This is a genomic window from Bordetella sputigena (assembly GCF_965137885.1).
Classification (GTDB): Bacteria; Pseudomonadota; Gammaproteobacteria; order Burkholderiales; family Burkholderiaceae_B; genus Bordetella_C; species Bordetella_C sputigena.
Window position 1 is genome coordinate 60,801 of sequence record NZ_CBCSCA010000012.1, and the last position, 21,139, is coordinate 81,939.

General features: G+C 64.4%; 21 protein-coding genes and 1 tRNA gene. 5 read left to right on the forward strand and 17 right to left on the reverse strand.

Annotated elements, in window-relative coordinates:
* Positions 1-93: 93 nt before the first annotated feature.
* From ptsP to thrS, 6 genes are all read right to left on the reverse strand, one after another.
* Positions 94-1,800 carry a phosphoenolpyruvate--protein phosphotransferase gene (gene ptsP, locus ACNA0R_RS21065; protein ID WP_415828159.1) on the reverse strand — a complete coding sequence of 569 codons (1,707 nt, stop codon included), beginning with the start codon at positions 1,798-1,800 and terminating at the stop codon, positions 94-96.
* Between the two features lie 109 nt (positions 1,801-1,909).
* On the reverse strand, positions 1,910-2,179 hold the full coding sequence (locus ACNA0R_RS21070; RefSeq protein WP_415828026.1) for an HPr family phosphocarrier protein: 270 nt from the start codon (positions 2,177-2,179) through the stop codon (positions 1,910-1,912).
* A gap of 72 nt (positions 2,180-2,251) precedes the next feature.
* Positions 2,252-2,650: a PTS sugar transporter subunit IIA gene (locus tag ACNA0R_RS21075; RefSeq protein ID WP_415828027.1), complete on the reverse strand. Its 399-nt coding sequence runs from the start codon at positions 2,648-2,650 to the stop codon at positions 2,252-2,254.
* A 12-nt stretch (positions 2,651-2,662) separates the two neighbouring features.
* The gene (gshB, locus tag ACNA0R_RS21080) at positions 2,663-3,622 is read right to left on the reverse strand and encodes a glutathione synthase (RefSeq protein ID WP_415828028.1); all 960 of its coding nucleotides are present in this window, start codon (positions 3,620-3,622) and stop codon (positions 2,663-2,665) included.
* 68 nt (positions 3,623-3,690) lie between these two features.
* On the reverse strand, positions 3,691-4,239 hold the full coding sequence (gene infC / locus ACNA0R_RS21085; protein ID WP_415828160.1) for a translation initiation factor IF-3: 549 nt from the start codon (positions 4,237-4,239) through the stop codon (positions 3,691-3,693).
* A 20-nt stretch (positions 4,240-4,259) separates the two neighbouring features.
* Positions 4,260-6,209 (reverse strand): threonine--tRNA ligase, encoded by a 1,950-nt coding sequence (gene thrS / locus ACNA0R_RS21090; RefSeq protein WP_415828029.1) that lies wholly within the window; start codon positions 6,207-6,209, stop codon positions 4,260-4,262.
* 219 nt (positions 6,210-6,428) lie between these two features.
* Between thrS and ACNA0R_RS21095 the strand changes: the two genes are divergently transcribed.
* The 3 genes from ACNA0R_RS21095 to ACNA0R_RS21105 all read left to right on the forward strand — a co-directional run bounded on the left by ACNA0R_RS21095 (position 6,429) and on the right by ACNA0R_RS21105 (position 9,550).
* Complete coding sequence (locus ACNA0R_RS21095; protein WP_415828030.1) at positions 6,429-7,490, forward strand: response regulator transcription factor; 1,062 nt, start codon at positions 6,429-6,431, stop codon at positions 7,488-7,490.
* 121 nt (positions 7,491-7,611) lie between these two features.
* Positions 7,612-9,192 (forward strand): ATP-binding protein, encoded by a 1,581-nt coding sequence (locus tag ACNA0R_RS21100; protein ID WP_415828031.1) that lies wholly within the window; start codon positions 7,612-7,614, stop codon positions 9,190-9,192.
* Positions 9,193-9,202: 10 nt separating this feature from the next.
* Positions 9,203-9,550, forward strand: coding sequence for a hypothetical protein (locus tag ACNA0R_RS21105; protein WP_415828032.1), 348 nt, complete (start codon positions 9,203-9,205; stop codon positions 9,548-9,550).
* Positions 9,551-9,621: 71 nt separating this feature from the next.
* Here the strand turns inward: ACNA0R_RS21105 and ACNA0R_RS21110 are convergent, their stop codons facing one another.
* From ACNA0R_RS21110 to ACNA0R_RS21120, 3 genes are all read right to left on the reverse strand, one after another.
* A complete protein-coding gene (locus ACNA0R_RS21110) occupies positions 9,622-11,136 on the reverse strand; it encodes an EAL domain-containing protein (RefSeq protein WP_415828033.1) in 1,515 nt (504 codons plus the stop codon).
* A gap of 209 nt (positions 11,137-11,345) precedes the next feature.
* Positions 11,346-11,495 carry a hypothetical protein gene (locus tag ACNA0R_RS21115; protein ID WP_415828034.1) on the reverse strand — a complete coding sequence of 50 codons (150 nt, stop codon included), beginning with the start codon at positions 11,493-11,495 and terminating at the stop codon, positions 11,346-11,348.
* A gap of 195 nt (positions 11,496-11,690) precedes the next feature.
* Complete coding sequence (locus ACNA0R_RS21120) at positions 11,691-11,981, reverse strand: hypothetical protein (RefSeq protein WP_415828035.1); 291 nt, start codon at positions 11,979-11,981, stop codon at positions 11,691-11,693.
* 271 nt (positions 11,982-12,252) lie between these two features.
* On the opposite strand from ACNA0R_RS21120, the gene ACNA0R_RS21125 reads away from it, so the two are divergent.
* The gene (locus tag ACNA0R_RS21125; protein ID WP_415828036.1) at positions 12,253-12,675 is read left to right on the forward strand and encodes an ASCH domain-containing protein; all 423 of its coding nucleotides are present in this window, start codon (positions 12,253-12,255) and stop codon (positions 12,673-12,675) included.
* Between the two features lie 162 nt (positions 12,676-12,837).
* Positions 12,838-13,065, forward strand: coding sequence for a hypothetical protein (locus tag ACNA0R_RS21130; RefSeq protein ID WP_415828037.1), 228 nt, complete (start codon positions 12,838-12,840; stop codon positions 13,063-13,065).
* 321 nt (positions 13,066-13,386) lie between these two features.
* On the opposite strand, the gene ACNA0R_RS21135 is transcribed toward ACNA0R_RS21130, so the two are convergent.
* The 8 genes from ACNA0R_RS21135 to leuD all read right to left on the reverse strand — a co-directional run bounded on the left by ACNA0R_RS21135 (position 13,387) and on the right by leuD (position 21,138).
* Positions 13,387-13,463 (reverse strand) — tRNA-Val (locus ACNA0R_RS21135).
* 38 nt (positions 13,464-13,501) lie between these two features.
* Entirely contained in the window at positions 13,502-14,146 is a 645-nt protein-coding gene (locus tag ACNA0R_RS21140; protein WP_415828038.1) for a glutathione S-transferase family protein, read from the reverse strand.
* Between the two features lie 50 nt (positions 14,147-14,196).
* Positions 14,197-14,844 carry a phosphoribosylanthranilate isomerase gene (locus ACNA0R_RS21145; protein ID WP_415828039.1) on the reverse strand — a complete coding sequence of 216 codons (648 nt, stop codon included), beginning with the start codon at positions 14,842-14,844 and terminating at the stop codon, positions 14,197-14,199.
* A gap of 152 nt (positions 14,845-14,996) precedes the next feature.
* On the reverse strand, positions 14,997-15,791 hold the full coding sequence (gene truA / locus ACNA0R_RS21150) for a tRNA pseudouridine(38-40) synthase TruA (protein WP_415828040.1): 795 nt from the start codon (positions 15,789-15,791) through the stop codon (positions 14,997-14,999).
* Between the two features lie 3 nt (positions 15,792-15,794).
* Positions 15,795-17,963 (reverse strand): FimV/HubP family polar landmark protein, encoded by a 2,169-nt coding sequence (locus ACNA0R_RS21155; protein ID WP_415828041.1) that lies wholly within the window; start codon positions 17,961-17,963, stop codon positions 15,795-15,797.
* A gap of 113 nt (positions 17,964-18,076) precedes the next feature.
* Positions 18,077-19,207 carry an aspartate-semialdehyde dehydrogenase gene (asd, locus tag ACNA0R_RS21160; protein ID WP_415828042.1) on the reverse strand — a complete coding sequence of 377 codons (1,131 nt, stop codon included), beginning with the start codon at positions 19,205-19,207 and terminating at the stop codon, positions 18,077-18,079.
* Positions 19,208-19,375: 168 nt separating this feature from the next.
* Positions 19,376-20,455: a 3-isopropylmalate dehydrogenase gene (gene leuB / locus ACNA0R_RS21165; RefSeq protein ID WP_415828043.1), complete on the reverse strand. Its 1,080-nt coding sequence runs from the start codon at positions 20,453-20,455 to the stop codon at positions 19,376-19,378.
* 32 nt (positions 20,456-20,487) lie between these two features.
* Positions 20,488-21,138: a 3-isopropylmalate dehydratase small subunit gene (gene leuD, locus ACNA0R_RS21170; protein WP_415828044.1), complete on the reverse strand. Its 651-nt coding sequence runs from the start codon at positions 21,136-21,138 to the stop codon at positions 20,488-20,490.
* Between the last annotated feature and the right edge of the window lies 1 nt (position 21,139).

Genomic DNA, 21,139 nt, shown 5'->3' on the forward strand with positions numbered 1-21,139 from the left:
GCGTTGAACACCAAAGACCGATGCGGTCTCAAGGATCCGGCATGGGCCAGGCGGGCTTGCCCCAGGCTCGTGAAAGGGTCGCCCGGACCGCGGTCAAGCCTGGTTCAGCGTTGCCAGATCGACGGGCAAGGCCCGGTTCAATACCGCGGCCAGCTTGACACGCAAGGCATTCGAATGCGCGCGGCGGACTTCGCGCTTCACATCCAGCAATTGCTGCGAATGCATGGAGAACTCCGTCAAGCCCAGGCCCAGCAGCAAGCGCGTCAGGTTGGCATCGCCAGCCATTTCGCCGCACACCGCCACCGGCTTGCCGGCACGCTCGCCGGCATTGATGGTATGCGCCACCAAGCGCAACACGGCAGGATGCAGCGGATCGTACAAAGGCGCCACCAGCCCGTCGCCGCGATCGATCGCCAAGGTGTACTGGATCAGGTCGTTGGTCCCGATGGACAGGAAATCCAGGGCCTGGGCAAACGGTTCAATGGCGATCGCAATCGCGGGCACCTCCACCATCGCGCCCAGTTCAATATGGGCGGCATACGGCTGGCCGCGCGCATCCAATTCGCGCCGCGCCGCATCCAGCGCCACGCGAGTGGCCTCGACCTCGTGCATGTGCGCGATCATGGGAATCAGCACCCGCACCGGCCCGTGCGCGGACGCCCTCAGGATGGCGCGCAGTTGCGTCGCGAACATTTCGGGATGGGCCAGGCAGTAGCGGATCGCCCGCAGCCCGAGGGCGGGATTGGTGGCGACCGTGGCTTCGTCATCCAGCGCCTTGTCCGCGCCGATATCCAACGTACGTATCGTGACGGGACGCCCGGCCATCACCTTGACCACCGACGAATACGCCTGGTATTGCTCTTCTTCGCCGGGAAGGTCGGGCCGTCCCATGAAAAGAAATTCGCTGCGGAACAGGCCTATGCCATCCGCGCCGGCCGCGAGCGCGGGCTCGGCCTCTTCAGGCAATTCGATATTGGCGTGCAGCACGATGCCGATGCCATCCAGGGTGATGGAAGGCTCGTCGCGCAGCAGGGCCAGTTCCGCCCGTTCGCTGGCATAGACGCGCTGCCGGTCGCGGTACTCGTCCAGCACGACGGACGATGGATTGACGATCACCGCGCCCGTCGCGCCGTCCACGATCAGCATATCGCCGTCGCGCACCAGCTCCCGCACATTGCCCAGCGCCACCACCGCCGGCACGCCCATGCTGCGCGCCACGATGGCCGTATGGGAAGTCGAGCCACCAAGGTCCGTCACGAAGGCCAGGAAGCGACCGCCGCGCAGCCGCAGCATGTCCGCGGGGGAAATATCGTGCGCGACCACGACCAGCGGATCGTCGCCGTCCAGATCGGCTGGATCGCGTATGCCGGATGTCCCGGCCAGCACATGAAGCACCCGCTCGATGACCTGGCGCACATCGGCGCCACGTTCGCGCAGGTATTCGTCCTCCATCGCGTCGAACTGTTCGCCCAGCAGCTGGCCTTGCGTGGTCAAGGCCCATTCGGCGTTGTAGTGCCGCTCCTTGATCAGCAGCAACGCCTGCTCCGCCAACAACGGATCACCCAGCAGCAGCCGGTGCACATTGAGCATGGCGCCGAGTTCGCGCGGCGCATCGTCCGGCAGCGTGTCCGCCATCTGCAGCAGGTCGGCCTGGGCGGCCTCCAGCGCCGCGGTCAGGCGCTCGCATTCGGCCTGGACTTGTTCGGGTGCTATCCGATAGTGGGCGACTTCCAGCGCCGCCGCGCCCATGACCACGGCCCGGCCGATGGCATAACCGCGCGCCACCCCTTGGCCGTACAGGCAGATGACCGCATTCGGCGTTCCGGCATCGCCGCCGCCCTGAACGGCGGCAGCGGCCCGGCGAACCTGCGCGCGGGCGGGTTCAGGCAAGGCTTGCGCGATGATCGATTTATTCGAGCTCACCGAATTTGCTGTCGAACAGGGATTCGATTTCCTTCAGCGCGTTTTCCGCATCCGGTCCCGATGCATCCAGCTTTACCGTCACGCCCAGGCCTGCCGCCAGCATCATGACGCCCATGATGCTCTTCGCGTTCACGCGTTGCGCCCCGCGCGAGATGAAAATATCGCTGTTGAACTTGCTGGCCAGCTGGGTGAGCTTGGCCGCTGCGCGCGCGTGCAGGCCGAGTTTATTGCTGATCGTGATTTCGGTGATAGGCATAGGGGAAGTCGGCGCGGAACCGCTGGCGATAGGGCTGAAGATACCAGGTGACATGATAGGATAAATTTCCGCTCAGTCTACACGCAAGACTCCTTGTACCCCCCCGGCCAGCGCCTTTTCCCTGGTCTCCGCCAGCGGCAGGCCGCGGTAGGTCAATGCCCTTAGCAGCATGGGTGTGTTCAGGCCGGCCAGCACGGCGCATTGGACACCTTGCGCCTGCGCTTCCAGCACCGCCTGCTTGGCAATATTCGCCGGCGTCGCGCCGACCAGATCGGTAAGCACCAATACCCCGTTGCCATCCTGCCCCAGCCGCAGGATATCGGCCACCACGCCGGGGACCTTGGCGTCCGGCATGTCGTCCGCCCGGATATCGTGGACGGCGACTTCCTTGACGCTGCCCATCACGTGACTGGCACAGTCCATCATCGCCGAGCCCAGCGGCGTGTGTACGACGATAACGATGCCGGTCATGAGGAGTTTCGCTTACGCGGCGACAGCGCGTTCCAGCGCTTCGACGAACATGCCGGGCACATCGAAACCGGTTTGTTCGGTGATTTCGACAAAGCAGGTGGGGCTGGTCACATTGACTTCGGTGATGTAGTCGCCGATCACGTCCAATCCCACCAGCAGCAAACCGCGCGCGGCCAACCGCGGGCCGATCGTCGACGCCAACTCGCGATCGCGGTCCGACAAGGGCTGCGCCACGCCACGGCCACCGGCGGCCAGATTGCCGCGCGTTTCACCCGCCAGCGGTATGCGCGCCAAGGCGTACGGAACCGGTTCACCGCCTATGATCAATACCCGCTTATCGCCCTTGACGATGTCCGGGATATAGCGCTGGGCCATGATGGTGCGAGTACCGTCATACGTCAGCGTTTCCAATATGGCGTTCAGATTGGGCTCTTCCTGGCGCAAGCGGAAAATGCCCGTGCCGCCCATACCATCCAGCGGCTTGACGATGACATCATGGTGCCGCGCATGAAAGGCCTTGATTCGCGCCATATCGCGCGTCACCAGCGTGGGGGCCGTGAATTCGGAGAACTCCGTGATCGCCAGCTTTTCCGGATGATTGCGGATGGCGGCGCCGTGGTTGTACACCTTGGCGCCCTGGCCCTGCGCATATTCCAGCAGGTGCGTGGCGTACACGTACTCCATATCGAAAGGCGGGTCCTTGCGCATCAGGACCGCGCCGAAGGCCGACAAGGGCTGCTCGGTCGCCGCGCCGGTATCGCGCCACCAATCGTGGGCATGCAGGTCCGCGTCCGCCACCAAGGAAATAGGCGTGGACTTCACCAGGACACGGCCTTCGTCGATGTACAGATCGCCTTGCAAGGCCACGCTCAGCGTATGGCCGCGCGCCACCAGGCTGCGCATCATGGCGACGGAACTATCCTTGTACGCCTTTAGCAGCGGCAAGGGATCAATAATGAAGAGGACATGCATCGCGACACCCGGAACGTGCGCCGCCCTCCGTCGGGAGGGCGGCGTGTTGACGACGGACTGGCCGGCCTTCAGGCGCCCGCCGCTTCCTTACCCTGCGTCGCTTTCTTGCGCGGCGCCAACACCATGATCATCTGGCGACCTTCCAGCTTGGGCATGGATTCGACCATGGCCAGCTCCGTCAGATCGTCGCGCACTCGTTCCAGCACCCGCATACCCAGTTCCTGGTGCGCCATTTCGCGTCCGCGGAACCGCAGCGTCACTTTGGCCTTGTCGCCTTCTTCAAGGAAACGCCGCAGATTGCGCAGCTTGACCTGGTAATCGCCTTCATCGGTCGCCGGGCGGAATTTCACTTCCTTGACCTGGATGACCTTCTGCTTGGCACGGGCTTCCGCCTGGCGCTTCTGTTCCTGGTACTTGAACTTGCCGTAATCCATCAGGCGGCAGACCGGCGGCTCGGCATTGGGCGCGATTTCCACCAGATCGACGTCGGCTTGTTCGGCCAGACGGAATGCATCGGCAATCTTTTGAATACCGAGCTGCTCCCCGTCCAGACCTATCAGACGCACCTCGGGAACACGAATTTCACCGTTGATGCGGTTGGCTTTTTCAGTGGCGATGTTGACAACTCCTAAAACGTTTACGAATCCTGCTCAGGGCGGCCGATATCACGCCGTTGCGTGACTTCGTCCTTCAGACGGGCGACGAAGTCGTCCAATCCGAGCGTTCCGAGGTCCAGCCCCCCGCGCGCGCGGACGGCAACCGACCCGGCTTCCCGTTCCTTGTCGCCCACGACAAGAATGTACGGGACCTTTTGCAGGCTGTGCTCTCTGATTTTATAAGTGATTTTCTCCCCGCGCAAATCCGACTCCACCCTAAAGCCTTGTTTTTTCAGGGTTTGCGTGATTTGGGCGGCGTAATCCGCGGACGGTTCCGAGATACAGCAGACCACGGCCTGCACCGGCGCCAGCCACGCGGGCATCGCACCGGCGTGATTTTCGATCAGCATCCCGATGAAACGTTCCAGCGAACCCAGCACCGCGCGGTGCAGCATGACCGGCGGCCGGCGCTGGTCATCCGCGTCGACGTACTCGGCGCCCAGCCGCACCGGCATGGAGAAATCCACCTGAAGCGTGCCGCACTGCCAGTGACGGCCGATAGCGTCCTTCAGCGTGTATTCGATTTTGGGGCCGTAGAAGGCGCCTTCCCCGGGGGAAATTTCGAATTCGCAGCCGGTACGCTTCAGGCTATCCATCAGCGCCTGTTCGGCGGCATCCCAGGTGGCGTCGTCGCCGATCCGCTTTTCGGGCCGGGTCGCGACCTTGTAGAGCACCTGCTCGAAACCGAAATCGCGGTAGACCTTTTGCAGCAGGGACGTGAATGCGGCGCACTCGTCCTGCATCTGGTCCACCGTGCAGAAAATATGGCCATCGTCCTGGGTGAATCCGCGCACCCGCATCATGCCGTGCAACGAACCGGACGGTTCGTTGCGATGGCATTGGCCGAATTCGCCATAGCGCAGCGGCAGGTCCCGGTAAGAGCGCAGGCCGGCATTGAAGATCTGCACATGGCCCGGGCAGTTCATCGGCTTCAGGCCGTAGACGCGGTTCTCGGACTCCGTCGTGAACATATTTTCACGGTAGTTGTCCCAGTGGCCGGTTTTCTTCCACAGCGACAGGTCCAGGATCTGCGGACCCTTGACTTCGTCATAGCCGTTGTCGCGGTACACGGCGCGCATGTACTGCTCCACCTGTTGCCACAGCTGCCAGCCCTTGGGATGCCAGAAAATCAGGCCCGGCGCCTCATCCTGGAAGTGGAACAGGTCCAGCTCCTTGCCGAGCTTGCGATGGTCGCGCTTTTCCGCTTCCGCCAGCATGTGCAGATAGGCGTCCTGCTCTTCCTTGCTCGCCCAGGCCGTGCCATAGATGCGCTGCAGCATCTCGTTCTTGCTGTCGCCGCGCCAATAGGCGCCCGCCACCTTCATCAGCTTGAAGACCTTGAGCTTGCCCGTCGACGGCACGTGCGGGCCGCGGCACAGATCGATGAAGTCGCCTTCGCGGTACAGGCTGATCGTCTCATTCGACGGAATGGAGGCAATGATCTCGGCCTTGTACTTTTCCCCGATGCCGTTGAAAAAGGCCACCGCATCGTCGCGTTTCCACTCCTCGCGCGTGACGACCTCGTCCTTTTTCGCGAGTTCGGCCATCTTCTTTTCTATGGCTTCCAGGTCTTCCGGCGTGAAGGGACGCTTGTACGAAAAGTCGTAATAGAAGCCGTTGTCGATCACCGGGCCGATCGTGACCTGGGCATCCGGGAACAGGCTTTTGACCGCGTAGGCCAGCAGGTGGGCCGTGGAATGCCGGATCAGGTCCAGGCCTTCCGGATCCTTGGCCGTGACGATGCCCAGCCGGGCATCCTGCTCGATGCGGAAGCTGGTATCGACCAGCTTGGGCGCTTCACCTTCGACGGTCACCTTGCCGCCCAAGGCGGCCCGCGCCAGCCCGGTACCGATGGACTGGGCGACTTCGGCCACCGTGACAGGGCCCGGAAATTCGCGTCGGGAGCCGTCGGGCAAGGTGATTTGTACCATCTTAGTTTTCCTGAGTGACAAGTAAAAAAACGCGGCTTTCGGCCGCGTTTTTCTTGGTGATTTGGCTTGGTGTTGCGATCCCGTTTCCACGGGACAGACACGAAACAGCGTTCAACGCGGTAGCTGGCGACGACTCCAGGTCGCAGTTCGCGTCGGCGTTCGTGCTGCCGGGACGGGTTGGTAAGCGTGCATGGCGATGCGCATTCAAGTCTGTAGCCGATGGACGACGCCGCCGACGATTCCGGCCATGGAACACAGCTCGGGAGGCAGGGCGATACCACCATGGAATTTTCCGATTGTATCACCGTTTGGGAGCAAAACCCTGGAATAGGTTACGGAGAGCGCACCCTGCACCGGCATGAAAGCGACTGTATCCACACTCCTCAGGCCGGTCTTATTTTCACCCAAGGAATGGCTGATATGGGAATGCCCTCCATAAACTGCGTAACGACCCGCCGCCAGTGTCCCGCTTTTATCCACTGGCAAGCCGCCACGCCGCGCCTGCGGCCGGCGCGCGCACTGCAAGCAAGGAAATGCATGCCGCTCGCTCCCAGCCTTCCCCCCCCTCCTCCCGCCGCCACGCAAATGCTGATTTCCGGCGAACCTTCCGTGCGGCGCTATCTGCTGACATCGCGCCCACGCCATCGCATCCGCGTATCCGTATTGGACGACCACCCGGTCATCGCGCTGGGCATGGCGTCGTTCTTGCAGCACCAGGCCGACTTCGAAGTCGTGCATACCGAAACTTCGGCGGTCCGCTTCCTGGACAGCCTGAAAAAAGTGCCCTGCGACGTCGTCATCGTCGATTTCTACCTGCCGCGCCAGCCTTGGGAAGGGATCCATTTCATCAAGCGCATACGCCGGCTGCATCCCGATCTGATCATCATCACCTTTTCGGCCGGCAAGATCATGGACACGGAATACGCCGCGTTCAAGGCCGGAGCCAACGGCTACGTGCCGAAAGGCGAGCGCCTGCCCTTCCTGGCGGACATGATCCGGCTCGCTGTCAACGCGCCACGCGCCTTCTATTCCTGCAGCGACGGCCACGTGCGCGATTGCCGGCCCAAGCGGCCGGAAGAACGGTTGACCAACGCCGAGCTGGAAATCCTGCGCAATATCGCGCTCGGACTGTCGGTGACGCAGATTGCCGCCAAGCTTTTGCGCAGCAAAAAGACCATCAGCACGCATAAGCGGCGCGCAATGAAAAAGCTGGAACTGGCCGACGATCTCGCTCTTGCGCTGTACTTGAAAGAGAAGTTCGAACAGTCGATAGGCGACTGAATTTTCCATTGATGGATTCCCGCCAGTGATACCGGATAGAAGCATCCCGATAGTCCTGGCTGTATTCGGCGTCCTGCTGACGCTTTTCGCCGTAGGTATTTTGCTGTGGAGCCAGCGGCGTATGCGCATCGTGCGCCACACCGCTGAAAAGGCCCGTGCCGAGGCCATACTCGCCCGGGAAAGGGCCGAAGCGGCCGACTCCGCCAAATCGGCTTTTCTGGCCACGGTAAGCCACGAGATCCGCACGCCGATGAATGGCGTCATCGGCGTGCTGGACATTCTGCAGGACACTCCGCTCAGCGCCGAACAGCAGCGCTATCTTGGTACGGCCATGCAGTCGGCGCGCCTGCTGCTGCGTGTCATCAATGACATCCTGGACTACGCGAAAATCGAATCGGGCGCCTTGCCGCTGTGCAACGCGCCCTACGATTTCTACCGCGCCATGGAGAACATGGCCGAGTTGTACCTGCCGCTGGCGCGTCGCAAAGGCTTGACGCTGACCGTGGCGATCATGCCCCACTTCGACCGGCGGCTGGTCGGCGACGAGATCCGCGTCAGTCAGGTCGTCGCGAACCTCCTCAGCAACGCCATCGCCTTTACGGACCGTGGCGCCGTCACGCTGTCGGCCAGGCGACGGCTGACGCATGGCGGCGGCGACGAGATAGAGATCACCGTCCGCGATACCGGCGCCGGCATGTCGGAGGAATACCAGCGCCGGCTGTTCGCACCTTTTCACCAGGAAGACACCTCGACCACGCGGCGGCACGGCGGTACCGGCCTGGGCTTGTCCATCGTCAAGCACCTGGTGGAACGCATGGGCGGCATGATCACCATACGCAGCCGGCGCGGATACGGCACGTCCGCGTGCGTGCGCATACCCGCCCACTGGAATACGCAGGCCTTCACCTGGCCGACTTATCCGGAACGCAGCGCCAGCCTGCACGTAACGAATCCCGCGATGACGCCGATGCTGCGCGCCTGGTGCCGCAAATCGCGGATCCAGCTTCTGGATCACGGCTGTCCGGCCGATATACGCGTCCTGACCGATGGCGGCGATGGATTCTGGGTGGCAACCGCGACCCAGCGCATGGGCCCGATGCACTCGGTTTATCCCTTCCTGCGCACACTGGAAACGCTATGGTCGCCGGTCTGTGACGCTGTGCCCATGGTCGAACCCGTGCCGAGCAGCCCCCGGGATCCGGATAAAGTGGATCACGCCACCCAGCTCGAGTCGTCCAGCGAAACGAATGTGCTCAAAAGGGTACAGCCCGGTACGCCGGGTTCGCCAGACCCCGCGGCGGCGGCCGACGTACTGCTCGTGGAAGACAACGAGATCAACAGGGACATCACCTTGAGACAGCTCGCGCTGCTGGGCATAGAAGCGCACTCCGCGGAGGACGGCGAAGCCGGATATGCGGCCTGGCTCACGCAGCGCCCTCGCGTCATGCTGGTGGATTGCCACATGCCGTGCCTGGACGGCTACGAGCTCGCCCGCCGCGTCCGCACCCAAGAGATGATCAATGCCTGGCCGCGTACGACGCTGATCGGTTTCAGCGCGAACGCCACCCAGTCCGATGCGCGTGCCTGCCTGGCCGCCGGCATGGACGACTACGTGCCCAAGCCGACCACCCGCGCAAAGTTGCGCGACGCCTTGCAACGTACTGGCTACCTGCCGGCCAGCACCGCGGAACCCGACAAATAGGCCAGACCTCATGCTGCTCGACCTTCAAACACTTACGGAGCTCTATCCCGACCCGGCAGGGCGGCGCCAGTTTCTCCGGCGCGCGATGGAGATCCTGCGTGATGACCGGCAGGATCTGCAGCGTGCGCTGGCCGGCCGCGCCTGCGAGCGCGCCGGCGATCTGGCGCATCGCCTGCAGGGTTCGGTTGCCTTCCTGACGGGCCAGCCCGAACAGGCCGCGGCGATCTTGCATCCGCTGTCCAGGGCCATCAAACAAGGACTGCCCGCCGGATCCCGCCTGGACCAGGACGCCGCGCTGGAGCATCTGCGGAAGCTGGAAGCCGTCATCGAAAAAACGGTTGGCGAGCTGGGCCTATAGGCACACAGGCAGCAGGCAGCAGGCAGCAGGCAGCAGGCAGCAGGCAGCATAGGTCGCCCCATGCGCCGCCTCTACAAGCCCGCCAGCAGCGATATCGCCGGCACCGGCGGCGAGAATAAGCCGCCTTGCGCGAGCCTGACGCCTTTCGCACGCAGATAGGCCGCCTGCGTCTCGGTCTCTATGCCCTCGCCGATCAGGGCGACACCCAATCGACGGCCCAGCGAAATGATCAGTTCCAGGACCGGCGCATTCACGGCATCCGTGTCGATCACGGAGACAAAGCCCTTGGCGATCTTCAGGTAGTCGACCGTGATCTTCTCCAGACAGGCCAGCGAACTATGGCCCGTACCGAAATCGTCGATGGCGAAGGCAACGCCAATGGCGCGCAACGCCCGCATATTGCTCAATACCGCCGCGGTATCGGGCAGGCCCTTGCGTTCCGTCAGCTCGAATATCAGCCGAGGGCTGGTCGTCTTGAAACCATGCAGAAAGCGCTCGACGTCGCCCACGAGCTCGCGCCGGCACAGGTGTTCCGCGTTCAGATTGATGTTCAGATGAAACCCCTGCGGCAGGGACGCGCCGCCCAGGTCTCGCTGTATCAGGGAAAGCAGATGCCGTGTCAGCCGCATGGCCAGGGCGCTTTCGCCGACCAGGGGATAAAAGAGTTCCGGCTGCACCGTCCCATACACCGGATGTCGCCAGCGCAGCAGGGCTTCCGCGCCCACGCAGGCGCCGGTCGCCAGGTCGACGATAGGCTGATAGAGCACGCAGAATTCCCGGCGCCGCATGCCGCGGCGGATTTCCGTCGCCATGGCGATCCGCCGCGTATTCAGCCGATGGACCAGATAGGCCAGCAGCGCGGCCGCGATCGCCACGAAGGGGATGTATTGCAGCCAGAGCGTATGGTGATATGCGCTCAGTCGGCTGGCGCTGAGCGTCGCCCTGACTTCGATAGGATAGAGCGCCGATTTCCGGGTAACCGTGATGCCGCCGGGCTCGCCCGGGGCCGTGGGGTCCCATTCATGTATGCCGGTGGCATTCAGCGCATAGCCGGCGCCGATGCGCAACTGGACGGCGTAATGCCCTTCCTGATCCACGGCCGCGATGATGTCGTGCAGATACTGGCCGTCCACGCTGGCGAGCACGCCGCGTCCCTCATCGACGCCCAGGAAGACGAACAAGGCCGCCCTGTCGGGAACGAGCGGCGTCCCGGGCACGGTGGAAAGCGTGACGCCGGGCGGCAACTTGGTCATGCCCGGCACCATCTGGCCCAATGGGCGGTCCAGCGGGCCGCTGACCGAAGTGCAGTACATGACGTTGCGGTCTATCACCGCCAGAGTACGAAAGTACGGCCGCAGGGAACCGGCCTCCCGCAGTGTGCGGGCGATATTCTTGCAGGACTTTCCCGCCAGGGGATCAATCTCCGACGCCACTTGGATCGCGTGAGCCACGATGTTTTCAGACTGCGAGATGACCAGGCTTTCGATTATGCGCAATTGATCCTGTGCGCGACGCTCGGCTTGCTGAAGGACTATAGGTATCGCCAGCAGGAACGGCAGCGCGACAGATAGGAGCAAGTACACCATGTGCCATAGAAAAAAGCGCGCGCGCTGCGCCGAATGATGCACGGATAAGCCTCTCACTTCCGGACAGTGAAAACGCCCGCGACACCGGCCGCGGATAACGGCCAGTTACGGGACGTAGACCTGGGATTCTGAATAGGCCGCCGCGCGTGCTCCCGGGTAGGCGAGTAAAAAGCGGACTTATTAACCTCCGCGGGGCTCGGACAAGGGTATTAGCAGTTACCTTTTTTTGCTTGTCCTGGAGGACAGAAGCCACCGCCGCCTCCGCCGCCATGCGGATCGACGACGACCGCGCCACTAGGGGTATAGACGGCACAGCTCGCCAGCGATGCGGCAAGCAGGATAGCGATCAGCGTTCTCATAGAAAAGGATCCTTCAGGTGGATGAGGACGCCGAGTGTATGTGCGGGGTTCGGCCCTGATTGTTGCCCTTGGTAACCAAGTTCCGCTATCTGCATGGCCCATTTTCAACGAGCCACTCTCGCGACGGGACCGTTGGTACATCCCGCCACGCGACGGCCTGAAGGGCGCGATGAGCCACGCGGGCACCCTGGCGGGTCAGGGATTGTCGATCGAGCGCCATTCGGTGGTGGGGCCGGTGCCCCGGTTGACGGCACCCTGGATGTCCTGCACGAACCACGGAAGGTTCAGTTTTTCACCCTCGCCTGCCTGAATGGTGAGCGCCGGCTTGGACGCACCGCGGTCGGTGTATGACGGTTGCGCGGAGGCAGGCGCCGCGGCGGGTGCCTGCGAACTGTAGCCCCTCGACGGCGTATTGGCGCATCCGGCCAGAGTGGCGCAGAGGCTGGCGGCAAGGACGAATGACAAAGCCGGGGACAGGTTTTTCATAACATGGGACTCCAAACAAAGACATTGCCCGCGGTATGGAACCGCGTATTGTCTTTCATGCCGCTGCAAACCAAGGACGCGTGCGCGGTCTGTATGACCATTGTAGGCGCCGCAAGCGCGCCCACATACCGGCCGCCGGCCTGTTCTACGCCCCCCCCTCCTCGGTGCCCAGGCAGAGAACGCCCCCCTGCTTCAACCGAGCATTCCCTGGTCCGGTGGTGGCGATGCTCGCGCGCATCCTCCGCCGCGATTGCGGCTCTATGATGGGGCGATGCGCAATATGAGCTTCTCGATAACAACCGGACAGATCAAGTCCGGCACCAAGGACGTCACGCGACGCTCAGGCTGGCTGTTCCTTAAGCCGGGAGACCTGGTAAGGCCTGTCCGCAAGGCCAGGGGCCTGCGCCCCGGCGAGAAGATTGAGCCGCTGCGGGCGCCTATACGGATCGTCAGCGTGCGGCGAGAGCCGTTGCGGACCATGCTCGACGATCTGGAGTATGGCTACGAGGAGGTGCGCCGGGAGGGCTACGAAGGCCACCCGGAGTATGGACACCCAAGCGCCTGGGTCCAGATGTTTTGCCTGTCGCACAAGGGCACGACACCCGACAGCCTCGTGACCAGGATCGAGTTCGAGTATACGGACGCATCCGGCCAACCAGGCAAGCGCCGCAGGTCGGACCCTGCTTTACCTTGAGGCGCACAAAGACGTTCACCGTGCAAGGGCAGCTGCGCCAGAACGGGATATTGTGCTTCTTTAGCCAAATGGTAGGAATGCGCAGACGCCAGAATACGTGGTAGGTTCAATCATGGACGAACGACACAGTTCGCGTCGTTGCCTTGCCACCGGGGAGCTGATGTGTCGGGGCATGAAGCCCTATTGCTGCGACTTCGACGTACGGACTTCCTCATCGCGCAAGCCAGGGCGCGCTTAGAGCGTCAGACGCGCCTGGTCCAGGAGCTGCGTGCATTCGGTCGCGAAACCGAAGATGCCCTGCGTTTGCTTGCGGCGATGCAAGCGGCCATCGAGCAGATGGAGCGGTTCCGCGACTATATTGGTGCGGAAGTGCGCAGGCGCTTGCATTAACGGCACTACCGATGCCGGCGGGAGCCGTACTTGGCGCATCGGCAATGTGCCTGGAAGGTCCCCATCGCGGGAATAACCGGCTCGACGATTTTTCTCGATGAACGGCCTGATGGCTCGTTGCTATTTTCGACCGCGTTGATTCTGCTGGGTATCGCTGTGGGGACTGCGAAAGGAACCGTGCCCGTAGCAACACCGATAGGTTCGGACTTGGACGCAAAAAAACCCGCTAGTTCGAAGACTTGAGCGGGTTTCTTGGGCGGTGCTTGGCACTGGCAGTGCTTGGAGCAGTAAGCAGCGTTTGGCGCTGCCTAGTGTATTCGGTGGTAGGCGGTATTGGAATCGAACCAACGACCTCTACGATGTCAACGTAGCGCTCTAACCAGCTGAGCTAACCGCCTGCAAAGAAGAAGAATTATATAGGGCTGGATTAGGGTCGTCAAATCGACTCTACCAATTCCTCGTACGAGACCATCACGTGTTCGCGATAGGCCGGCCGCCCGGTAAGGCCTTCGTAATAGCGCCGCAGCGCGGGGCGCTCCGGGCGCGGGATTTCGATGTCGAAATAGCGGTACAACACGTGGCCCAGCTGGATGTCGGCGGGCGTGAAGCGGTCGCCGGCCAGGAAAGCGTGCGATGCCAGACGCTGTTCGGCGATATCCAGCTTGGGATCCAGCACCTTGAACGCCTGCGCGAGCGCGGCCGGGTCGCGCTGCGCCGGGGCCATGCGGACGACATGCCAGAACACGGGGACCGTGAAGTTCAGGGCGACATTCAGTTTGGCCCATTCAGCCCATTTATCGACCTGGACGCGTGCCTGCGCGTCGCGGGGCCAGAAAGCGTCGTCGCCGTAGCGGCCGGCAAGATAGCGCATGATCGCGCCGGTTTCCCATATCGGTTCGGCCTCGCCATCCCGTAGCACGGGCACGGTGCCATTGGGATTCATCGCCAGGAATGCTGGAGTGTCGATGACACCATAGCGATGGCCGGCGTCGTGCCGGCGATAGGCCAGGCCGAGCTCGCCGATACACCACATCAAGGCCTGGACATTGGAGGACGTGCGGCGACCCCAGACAGTAAGCATGGTGCGTCTCCCAGCGAATCTAGCCGGCCATCCGGAACGGCGGCGATGCGCTACGCATCGGCGCGCCGCACCGCTTCCACGAAGGCGCGGATGCGCTCGGCGGACTTTATGCCGGGCGACTCTTCGACACCGCTGCTGACGTCGACGGCGTAGGGGCGCAATGTGGCGACGGCGGCTTGGACGTTGTCGGGCGACAGGCCGCCGGACAGAATGATGGGGGCGCTCCGTCCGTCGGCCTGGACGTCGCGCAGCATGTCGTGCTCGAAGGACAGGCCGCTGCCGCCATAGCCGGCGGAATAGCTGTCGAACAGCCAACCGGCGGCGCCGCGGTAGTTGGCGCAGGTGCGCGCGAGTTCGTCGGCGGTTTCCGCGCCCGGGCCGCCGACGCGGAAGGCCTTCATGTAGCGATGACCGGGGCGTTCGCAGGCTTCCGGCGATTCGTCGCCGTGGAATTGCAGCAGGTCGGGGCCGACGACGTCGAGCACGCGCTCGATGTCGTCGTCGGCGGCGTTGACGAATAGCGCGACGACGTTGACGAATGCGGGTACCGCGCGGCGCAGGCGAGCAGCCTGTTCGACCGTGACGTAACGCTTGCTTTTGGGATAGAAGATCAGGCCTACCGCGTCGGCGCCTGCCTCGATGGCGGTGGCGATGTCTTCAGGGCGGGTCATGCCGCAGATTTTGACGCGGGTACGCATGGGGAAAGCAGCGACGCCACAAGGCGCGATCAGGTAAAGCCAGAGTTTAACGCTCACCGCCCCGGAAGCGCATGGCGGGCAGCCGGCACGGCGGGCCTGTTCACGGCACGCAGGCGTGGGGCATGACGGCACAAGATGGGCGCAAGGCGCAATCAGGCGAAGGGCGCCAGCAGATGCTTGCGGCCGTCCAGGTCGTCCAGGCCGAAGTCGGGCGCGTATTCGATGGCCGACAAATACAAACCATCCGGCATGAAGGTGGGCGCCCCCAGCTTGCGATCGCGTGCGGCCAGCAGGCCGCTCATCCACGGCACCGCCTGCCTGCCCTGTCCGATCTGCAGCAAGGCGCCCATGATGTTGCGCACCATGTGGTGCAGGAAGGCGTTGGCGCGCAGGGTGAATACCAGGAAGCGCCCTTGCGCCGCGATGTCGAGCTGGTGCAGCGTGCGCACCGGATGCCGCGCCTGGCACTGCGACGACCGGAAGCTGCTGAAATCGTGTTCGCCCAGCAGTTGCGCGGCGGCCGCGCGCATTGCATCGACGTCCAGGGGCTGGAAGCACCAGCCTGCGCGGCCGGCCCAGAGCGCCGGACGGACGCGGTCGTTCCACAGCAGGTAGGTATAGGTCCGCGACAAGGCGGAGAACCTTGCGTGGAAAGCGTCGGCAACGGGCGTTGCCCACCGGACGGCGATACTGGGCGGCAATAGCGCATTCAGGCCGCGCACCCAGGACTCCGGCCGCCGCTGGACGTCGGTATCCAGATGGATGACCTGCATGGCGGCATGCACGCCGGTGTCGGTGCGGCCCGCGCAGACCGTCGCTACCGGCGTCGCGAGGAACTGATGCAGGGCGGCTTCCAGCGTGTCTTGTACGGTCTGGCGATGCGGCTGGGTCTGCCACCCTTGCCAGACCGATCCATCGTATGCCAGGCCCAGGGCCAGACGCGGCATCGCTCAGGTCCGCACAGGGCCGGGGCCGGACGGCCGGCGGTCGCCTTCGACGGACGGTTCGTCCAGGTCCAGGTTGATGCCGTCCAGGCGGCGGTCGATGGCGCTCTGGTCGATTTCCGACATGTAGAGCTCATCGTCGAGGTCGTCCTGGTCTTCGTCGCGACGCACGGCGGCGCGGCGCAGCAGCCATGCGATGACGAAGGCGACCAGGGCCAGTACAGCGGTCAGGATGATGAGAAGGTTGTCGGATAGCCATGACGGCAGGCCGGATGTGGCGTCCTTGCTCTTGGCGTTGGAGGCTGCGTCAGACGCGCTGCCGGGGCCGGCCGTGATGGCGGGGCCGGACTCGGTCGCGACGCCGGCCTGTCCGGAAGATGCGGACGTGCCCGGCCGTGCGGTCGTGGCGTCCGCGCCTGGAGCCGTTGTCGCGGCGCCGTTGCCGGGCGTCGAAGTGGCACCAGGGCCGGCGTTCGAAGCTGCGGATCCGGTTCCGGCATTCGGAGCAGTTGTCCCGGTACCGGCGGCAGAGCCAGCGCCGTTGGCGCCCGACGGCATGGAGCTCCCCGCGCCCGGCGGCGTAACGCCCGTGCCCGCGGTCCCACTGGCGGCACCGCCGGTCTGTGCCGATGCACCGCCCGCGGCGGAACCGGAAGTGCCGGGTGTTCCGGCGGTACCGGGCGTGCCCAGGTTCGATGCATCACCCGATATGCCGGGCGTCTGCACGCCACCGTCACCCTGCGGGGCTGCGTTGCCCGAGCCGGCCTGTACGCCGGCGGCCGCGCCGCCAGCCTGCGTTGCGCCGCCAGCCTGCGTTGCGGCGCCGGACTGTGTGGCGGCGCCGGACGGCGTAGTCGCGCCCGGCTGCCTGGCGGCCGCGTCGGGCTGAGGAGCAGCACCCGGCTGCGCAACGCCGTCAGCCTGCGCGAGCGCGCCCGGCCGTGCGCCGGCCGTGCCTGGACTGGCCGTGCCTGGACTGGCCGTGCCTGGACTGGCCGTGCCTGGACTGGCCGTGCCCGCGGCGCCACCTGCCGCGCCGCCCAGCCCAGGCAAGGTAAAGCCGCCAGGCTGGCCGTTTCCAGCTCTATTCCCACCCGTGGCGCCGGGCTGGGCGCTTGCGCCCCCGCCCTGCTGCGCCGCGCGCGCCGCCAGCGCCTCATTCAAATCCTTGACGTTGCGTTCCAGCTCGTCGACCCGCTGCTGGGCATCCTGCGACGCCTTCGCGACGGACGTCTGCGCGTCCGCCTGCGCTTGCGCCTGGGCTTCCGCGCTGCCCTGCCCGGCCTGCCCGCTGGACAGTCGCAAGCGATCCTGGGGCGGGGCCTCCGGCGTGACGGGCGTTTGCGGCCCGCCGACCTGGCCGGCGCTGGTGGAGCCGGCGGCCGAGGCCGCGGCGCCGCGCGCCGCCGCGCCGGCCAGACTGGCCCGATAGCGCGCGTAGGCTTCCTGTTGTTCGATGAAAATCCGCCGGGCTTCGGCCGGATCGATGGCGCGGACCGTCGCCGCATCCGGCACGACCAGGGTCACGCCGGCCTTCACCAGGTTCATATTGTTCTGGATGAAGGCATTCGGATTGGCGCGCCACAATGCCACCAGCATCTGATACAGCGTCGCGCCGGACACCGCATTGCTCTGCGCGATGCCGTACAGCGTATCGCCGGGCCGCACCGCCACGGCGCCCGCGCCGCGCGTCGGGCGGGCGCCGCCGCCGGCCTGAGCCTGCGAGGTCAGGCCCGGAAACCCGCCGGCGCTCTGCATCATGCTGACCTGAACCTGCCGCTGGCCTTCGCTGGTGCCGACGTTCAGCAGCAGATCGACCACCGGCCCCTTGGCCGCTTCCGGCGACGTTACGCGCAGATTGCGCCGCGTCGGATTGCCGCCGCCTTCGAGTCGCAAGGTAATGCTGGACAGCGGCACCGGGGGCGTCACCCCGGCCTGCTGCCAGGCGGCGGGATCCGCCAGGGAGGCCATCAGCGAGCGCTGCTCGTCGGGCGTAAGGTCGGCAATGCCGACCAGCACTTGCAAAGGCGCATTCGGCGCCGACACGATGCGACTGTGCGCCATGCGGAACGCATGTGCGGGCGCGCTGACGGCGCAACCCAGGGTCAGCGCGACGGCGAAGCGCATTGCGTTCCGGCTTGATGTGGACGAAGGGCGCAGCGAGCGTAGCGTCATAGCCTGTTTCCGCGAAGGCGGGCAAAGCCGCGTTTAAAGATGTCCTGAAATGACGAGGGCACCCTGGGTGCCCTCGGTACCCCTATACCGCCTCTTGCGGGCGGTGCCTGCGATCAGGCTTCGGCGAGAGCAATGCGAAGCATACGCCGCAGCGGTTCCGCCGCGCCCCACAACAGCTGGTCGCCCACCGTGAAAGCGCTCAGATATTGGCCGCCCATGGACATCTTGCGCAGCCGGCCCACGGGAATATCCAGCGTGCCGGTCACGGCCACCGGCGTCAGGGCTTCGACCGTAGCTTCCTTGGTGTTGGGGATCACCTTGGCCCACTGCGTGCCGCTGGCGATGATGTCGCTGATCTCGTCCAGCGGCACGTCGCGCTTCAGCTTGATGGTCAGCGCCTGGCTATGGCAACGCATGGCGCCGATGCGCACGCACAGGCCATCCACCGGCGTAGCGGGCGTACCGAAGCCTGCGCCGCGGCCCAGGATCTTGTTGGTCTCGGCCTCGCCCTTCCATTCTTCGCGCGACATGCCGTTGCCCAGGTCCTTGTCGATCCAGGGAATCAGGTTGCCCGCCAGCGGCACGCCGAAATGTTCGCGCGGCAGGCTGGCGTCCTTCTGCTTGCCGAGCACGCCGCGGTCGATGTCCAGGATGGCCGAAGCCGGATCGTCCAGCAGCGACTTGACCGAGTCGTTCAGGATGCCGAACTGGGTCAGCAGTTCGCGCATATGCTGCGCGCCGCCGCCGGAGGCTGCCTGGTACGTCATGGAGGTCATCCACTCGACCAGGTCGCTGTTGAACAGGCCGGCCAGGCCCATCAGCATGCAGCTGACCGTGCAGTTGCCGCCGATGAAGTTGCGCACCCCGCGCTTGAGCGCCGCGTCGATGACCGGCCGGTTGACCGGATCCAGGACGATGATGGCGTCTTCGGCCATGCGCAGCGTGCTGGCGGCATCGATCCACAGGCCGTTCCAGCCGGCGCCGCGCAGCTTGGGATAGACCTCACTGGTGTAATCGCCGCCCTGGGCGGTCACGATAATGGGCAGTTTCTTGAGCGCATCGATATCGTAGGCATCTTGCAGAGCGCCCGCGCCTTCGGCCCATTTGGGAGCCGCGGCGCCAGCGTTGCTAGTCGAGAAGAAAACCGGCTCGAACAGCGCGAAATCGTTTTCTTCGCGCATGCGTTGCATCAATACCGATCCGACCATGCCACGCCAACCGACGAGGCCCACTGCATTGCTCATTTCGTACGCTCTTGAATGTCAGGAATAGAGGAAGAGAGGGAAATTCGCGAGAAAACGTCCGAAAACACGCCTTTTCGCTGGACAAAACCGACAATTTATCAGAAAGCACGCCCTCGCCCCTCCGACAGTGGAGCGGCGAGGGCGTCCCCGATACTACGCGATGACGGTTTACGACGCCAGAGCCTTCAGGACGGCATCGCCCATTTGGCTGGTACCCACCTTGGTGGTGCCCGCCTCGTGGATATCGGCGGTGCGCAGGCCCTGGGCCAGGACCGCCCGCACGGCGGCTTCGATGCGGTCGGCCTGCGGGGCCAGGTCCAGCGAGTAACGCAGCATCATGGCAGCCGACAGAATGGTAGCCAGGGGATTGGCCACGCCCTTGCCGGCGATGTCGGGCGCCGAGCCATGGCTGGGCTCGTACAAGCCCTGGCCGCTGGCATTCAAGGAAGCGGAAGGCAGCATGCCGATGGACCCGGTCAGCATCGCCGCCTCGTCCGACAGGATGTCGCCGAACAGATTGCCCGTGACGATGACGTCGAACTCACGGGGCGCGCGCACCAGTTGCATGGCGGCATTGTCGACGTACATGTGGGACAGCGCGACATCGGGATAGTCGCGGGCGACTTCCGTGACGACCTCACGCCACAGCTGCGAGGTTTCCAGTACGTTGGCCTTGTCCACGCTGCACAGCTTGCGGTTGCGCTTGCGCGCGGCTTCGAAGCCGATGCGCGCGATGCGGCGGACTTCCGGCTCGCTGTAGCGCATGGTGTCGTAGCCTTCGCGTTCGCCGGCGAAGTTGCCGTCCGGCGCGCTGCGCACGCCGCGCGGCGTGCCGAAATAAATGTCGCCCGTCAGCTCGCGCAGGATCAGGATGTCCAGGCCGGACACCACTTCAGGCTTGAGCGACGAAGCGTTCGCCAATTCCGGATAGAGGATGGCGGGACGCAGGTTGGCGAACAGGCCCAGCGACTTGCGCAGGCCCAGGATGGCCTGCTCCGGCCGGAATTCGCGCGGCAGGCTGTCGTATTTCCAGTCGCCGACGGCGCCGAACAACACGGCATTCGACGTTTGCGCCAGCTGCAGCGTGGCCGGCGGCAGCGGGTGTTCGAATTGATCGAAGGCGGCGCCGCCCACGGCGGCCTCGCGCACGTCCAGATCCAGCTTGAGCGCGCTCAGCACGCGCAAGGCCTGTTCGACGATTTCCGGGCCGATGCCGTCTCCGGCGAGGACCGCGATCTTGTGTGTCATCAGTGCATCTCGATAAAAATGGCGCCGCGGGCTCAGGCCAGCGGACGGGATTGCAGCCAGGGATGGCGCGCCAGGCGTTCGGCTTCGAACGCGCGTATCTTGTCCGACTGACGCAGCGTCAGCGCGATGTCGTCATAGCCGTTGACCAGGCAGTACTTGCGGAAGGGTTCGATGTCGAACGGAATGCCGCGGCCTTCGGGCGTCAGCACGACCTGCTGTTCGAGATCGATGCGCAGCTTGTATCCGGGAAAAGCCTTGACCTCGTCGAACAGCCGCGCCACGTCCAGCTCCGACAACACGACCGGCAGCAGGCCGTTTTTGAAGCTGTTGTTGAAGAAAATATCGGCATAGGACGGCGCGATGATGGCGCGGAAGCCATACTGCTGCAGCGCCCACGGCGCGTGCTCGCGGCTGGAGCCGCAGCCGAAATTCTTGCGGCCCAGCAGGATGGAAGCGCCCTGGTAGCGCGGCTGGTTCAGCACGAAATCCGGATTCAACGGACGCTTGCTGTTGTCCATGCCGGGCTCGCCATGATCCAGATAGCGGATCTCGTCGAACAGATTCGGCCCGAAGCCCGAACGTTTGATGGACTTCAGGAATTGCTTGGGGATGATCAGATCGGTGTCGACGTTTTCGCGGTCGAGCGGGGCCACCAGGCCTTCGTGATGGGTGAATGCTTGCATG

What these genes read in the sequence shown, in the direction of transcription:
- ACNA0R_RS21070 (WP_415828026.1), bottom strand. Translation starts at nt 2,179, where the DNA reads ATGCCTATCACCGAAATCACGATCAGCAATAAACTCGGCCTGCACGCG.
- ACNA0R_RS21075 (WP_415828027.1), bottom strand. Translation starts at nt 2,650, where the DNA reads ATGACCGGCATCGTTATCGTCGTACACACGCCGCTGGGCTCGGCGATG.
- gshB (WP_415828028.1), bottom strand. Translation starts at nt 3,622, where the DNA reads ATGCATGTCCTCTTCATTATTGATCCCTTGCCGCTGCTAAAGGCGTAC.
- thrS (WP_415828029.1), bottom strand. Translation starts at nt 6,209, where the DNA reads ATGGTACAAATCACCTTGCCCGACGGCTCCCGACGCGAATTTCCGGGC.
- ACNA0R_RS21095 (WP_415828030.1), top strand. Translation starts at nt 6,429, where the DNA reads ATGGACGACGCCGCCGACGATTCCGGCCATGGAACACAGCTCGGGAGG.
- ACNA0R_RS21100 (WP_415828031.1), top strand. Translation starts at nt 7,612, where the DNA reads ATGCGCATCGTGCGCCACACCGCTGAAAAGGCCCGTGCCGAGGCCATA.
- ACNA0R_RS21105 (WP_415828032.1), top strand. Translation starts at nt 9,203, where the DNA reads ATGCTGCTCGACCTTCAAACACTTACGGAGCTCTATCCCGACCCGGCA.
- ACNA0R_RS21110 (WP_415828033.1), bottom strand. Translation starts at nt 11,136, where the DNA reads ATGGTGTACTTGCTCCTATCTGTCGCGCTGCCGTTCCTGCTGGCGATA.
- ACNA0R_RS21115 (WP_415828034.1), bottom strand. Translation starts at nt 11,495, where the DNA reads ATGAGAACGCTGATCGCTATCCTGCTTGCCGCATCGCTGGCGAGCTGT.
- ACNA0R_RS21120 (WP_415828035.1), bottom strand. Translation starts at nt 11,981, where the DNA reads ATGAAAAACCTGTCCCCGGCTTTGTCATTCGTCCTTGCCGCCAGCCTC.
- ACNA0R_RS21125 (WP_415828036.1), top strand. Translation starts at nt 12,253, where the DNA reads ATGCGCAATATGAGCTTCTCGATAACAACCGGACAGATCAAGTCCGGC.
- ACNA0R_RS21140 (WP_415828038.1), bottom strand. Translation starts at nt 14,146, where the DNA reads ATGCTTACTGTCTGGGGTCGCCGCACGTCCTCCAATGTCCAGGCCTTG.
- ACNA0R_RS21145 (WP_415828039.1), bottom strand. Translation starts at nt 14,844, where the DNA reads ATGCGTACCCGCGTCAAAATCTGCGGCATGACCCGCCCTGAAGACATC.
- truA (WP_415828040.1), bottom strand. Translation starts at nt 15,791, where the DNA reads ATGCCGCGTCTGGCCCTGGGCCTGGCATACGATGGATCGGTCTGGCAA.
- ACNA0R_RS21155 (WP_415828041.1), bottom strand. Translation starts at nt 17,963, where the DNA reads ATGACGCTACGCTCGCTGCGCCCTTCGTCCACATCAAGCCGGAACGCA.
- asd (WP_415828042.1), bottom strand. Translation starts at nt 19,207, where the DNA reads ATGAGCAATGCAGTGGGCCTCGTCGGTTGGCGTGGCATGGTCGGATCG.
- leuB (WP_415828043.1), bottom strand. Translation starts at nt 20,455, where the DNA reads ATGACACACAAGATCGCGGTCCTCGCCGGAGACGGCATCGGCCCGGAA.
- leuD (WP_415828044.1), bottom strand. Translation starts at nt 21,138, where the DNA reads ATGCAAGCATTCACCCATCACGAAGGCCTGGTGGCCCCGCTCGACCGC.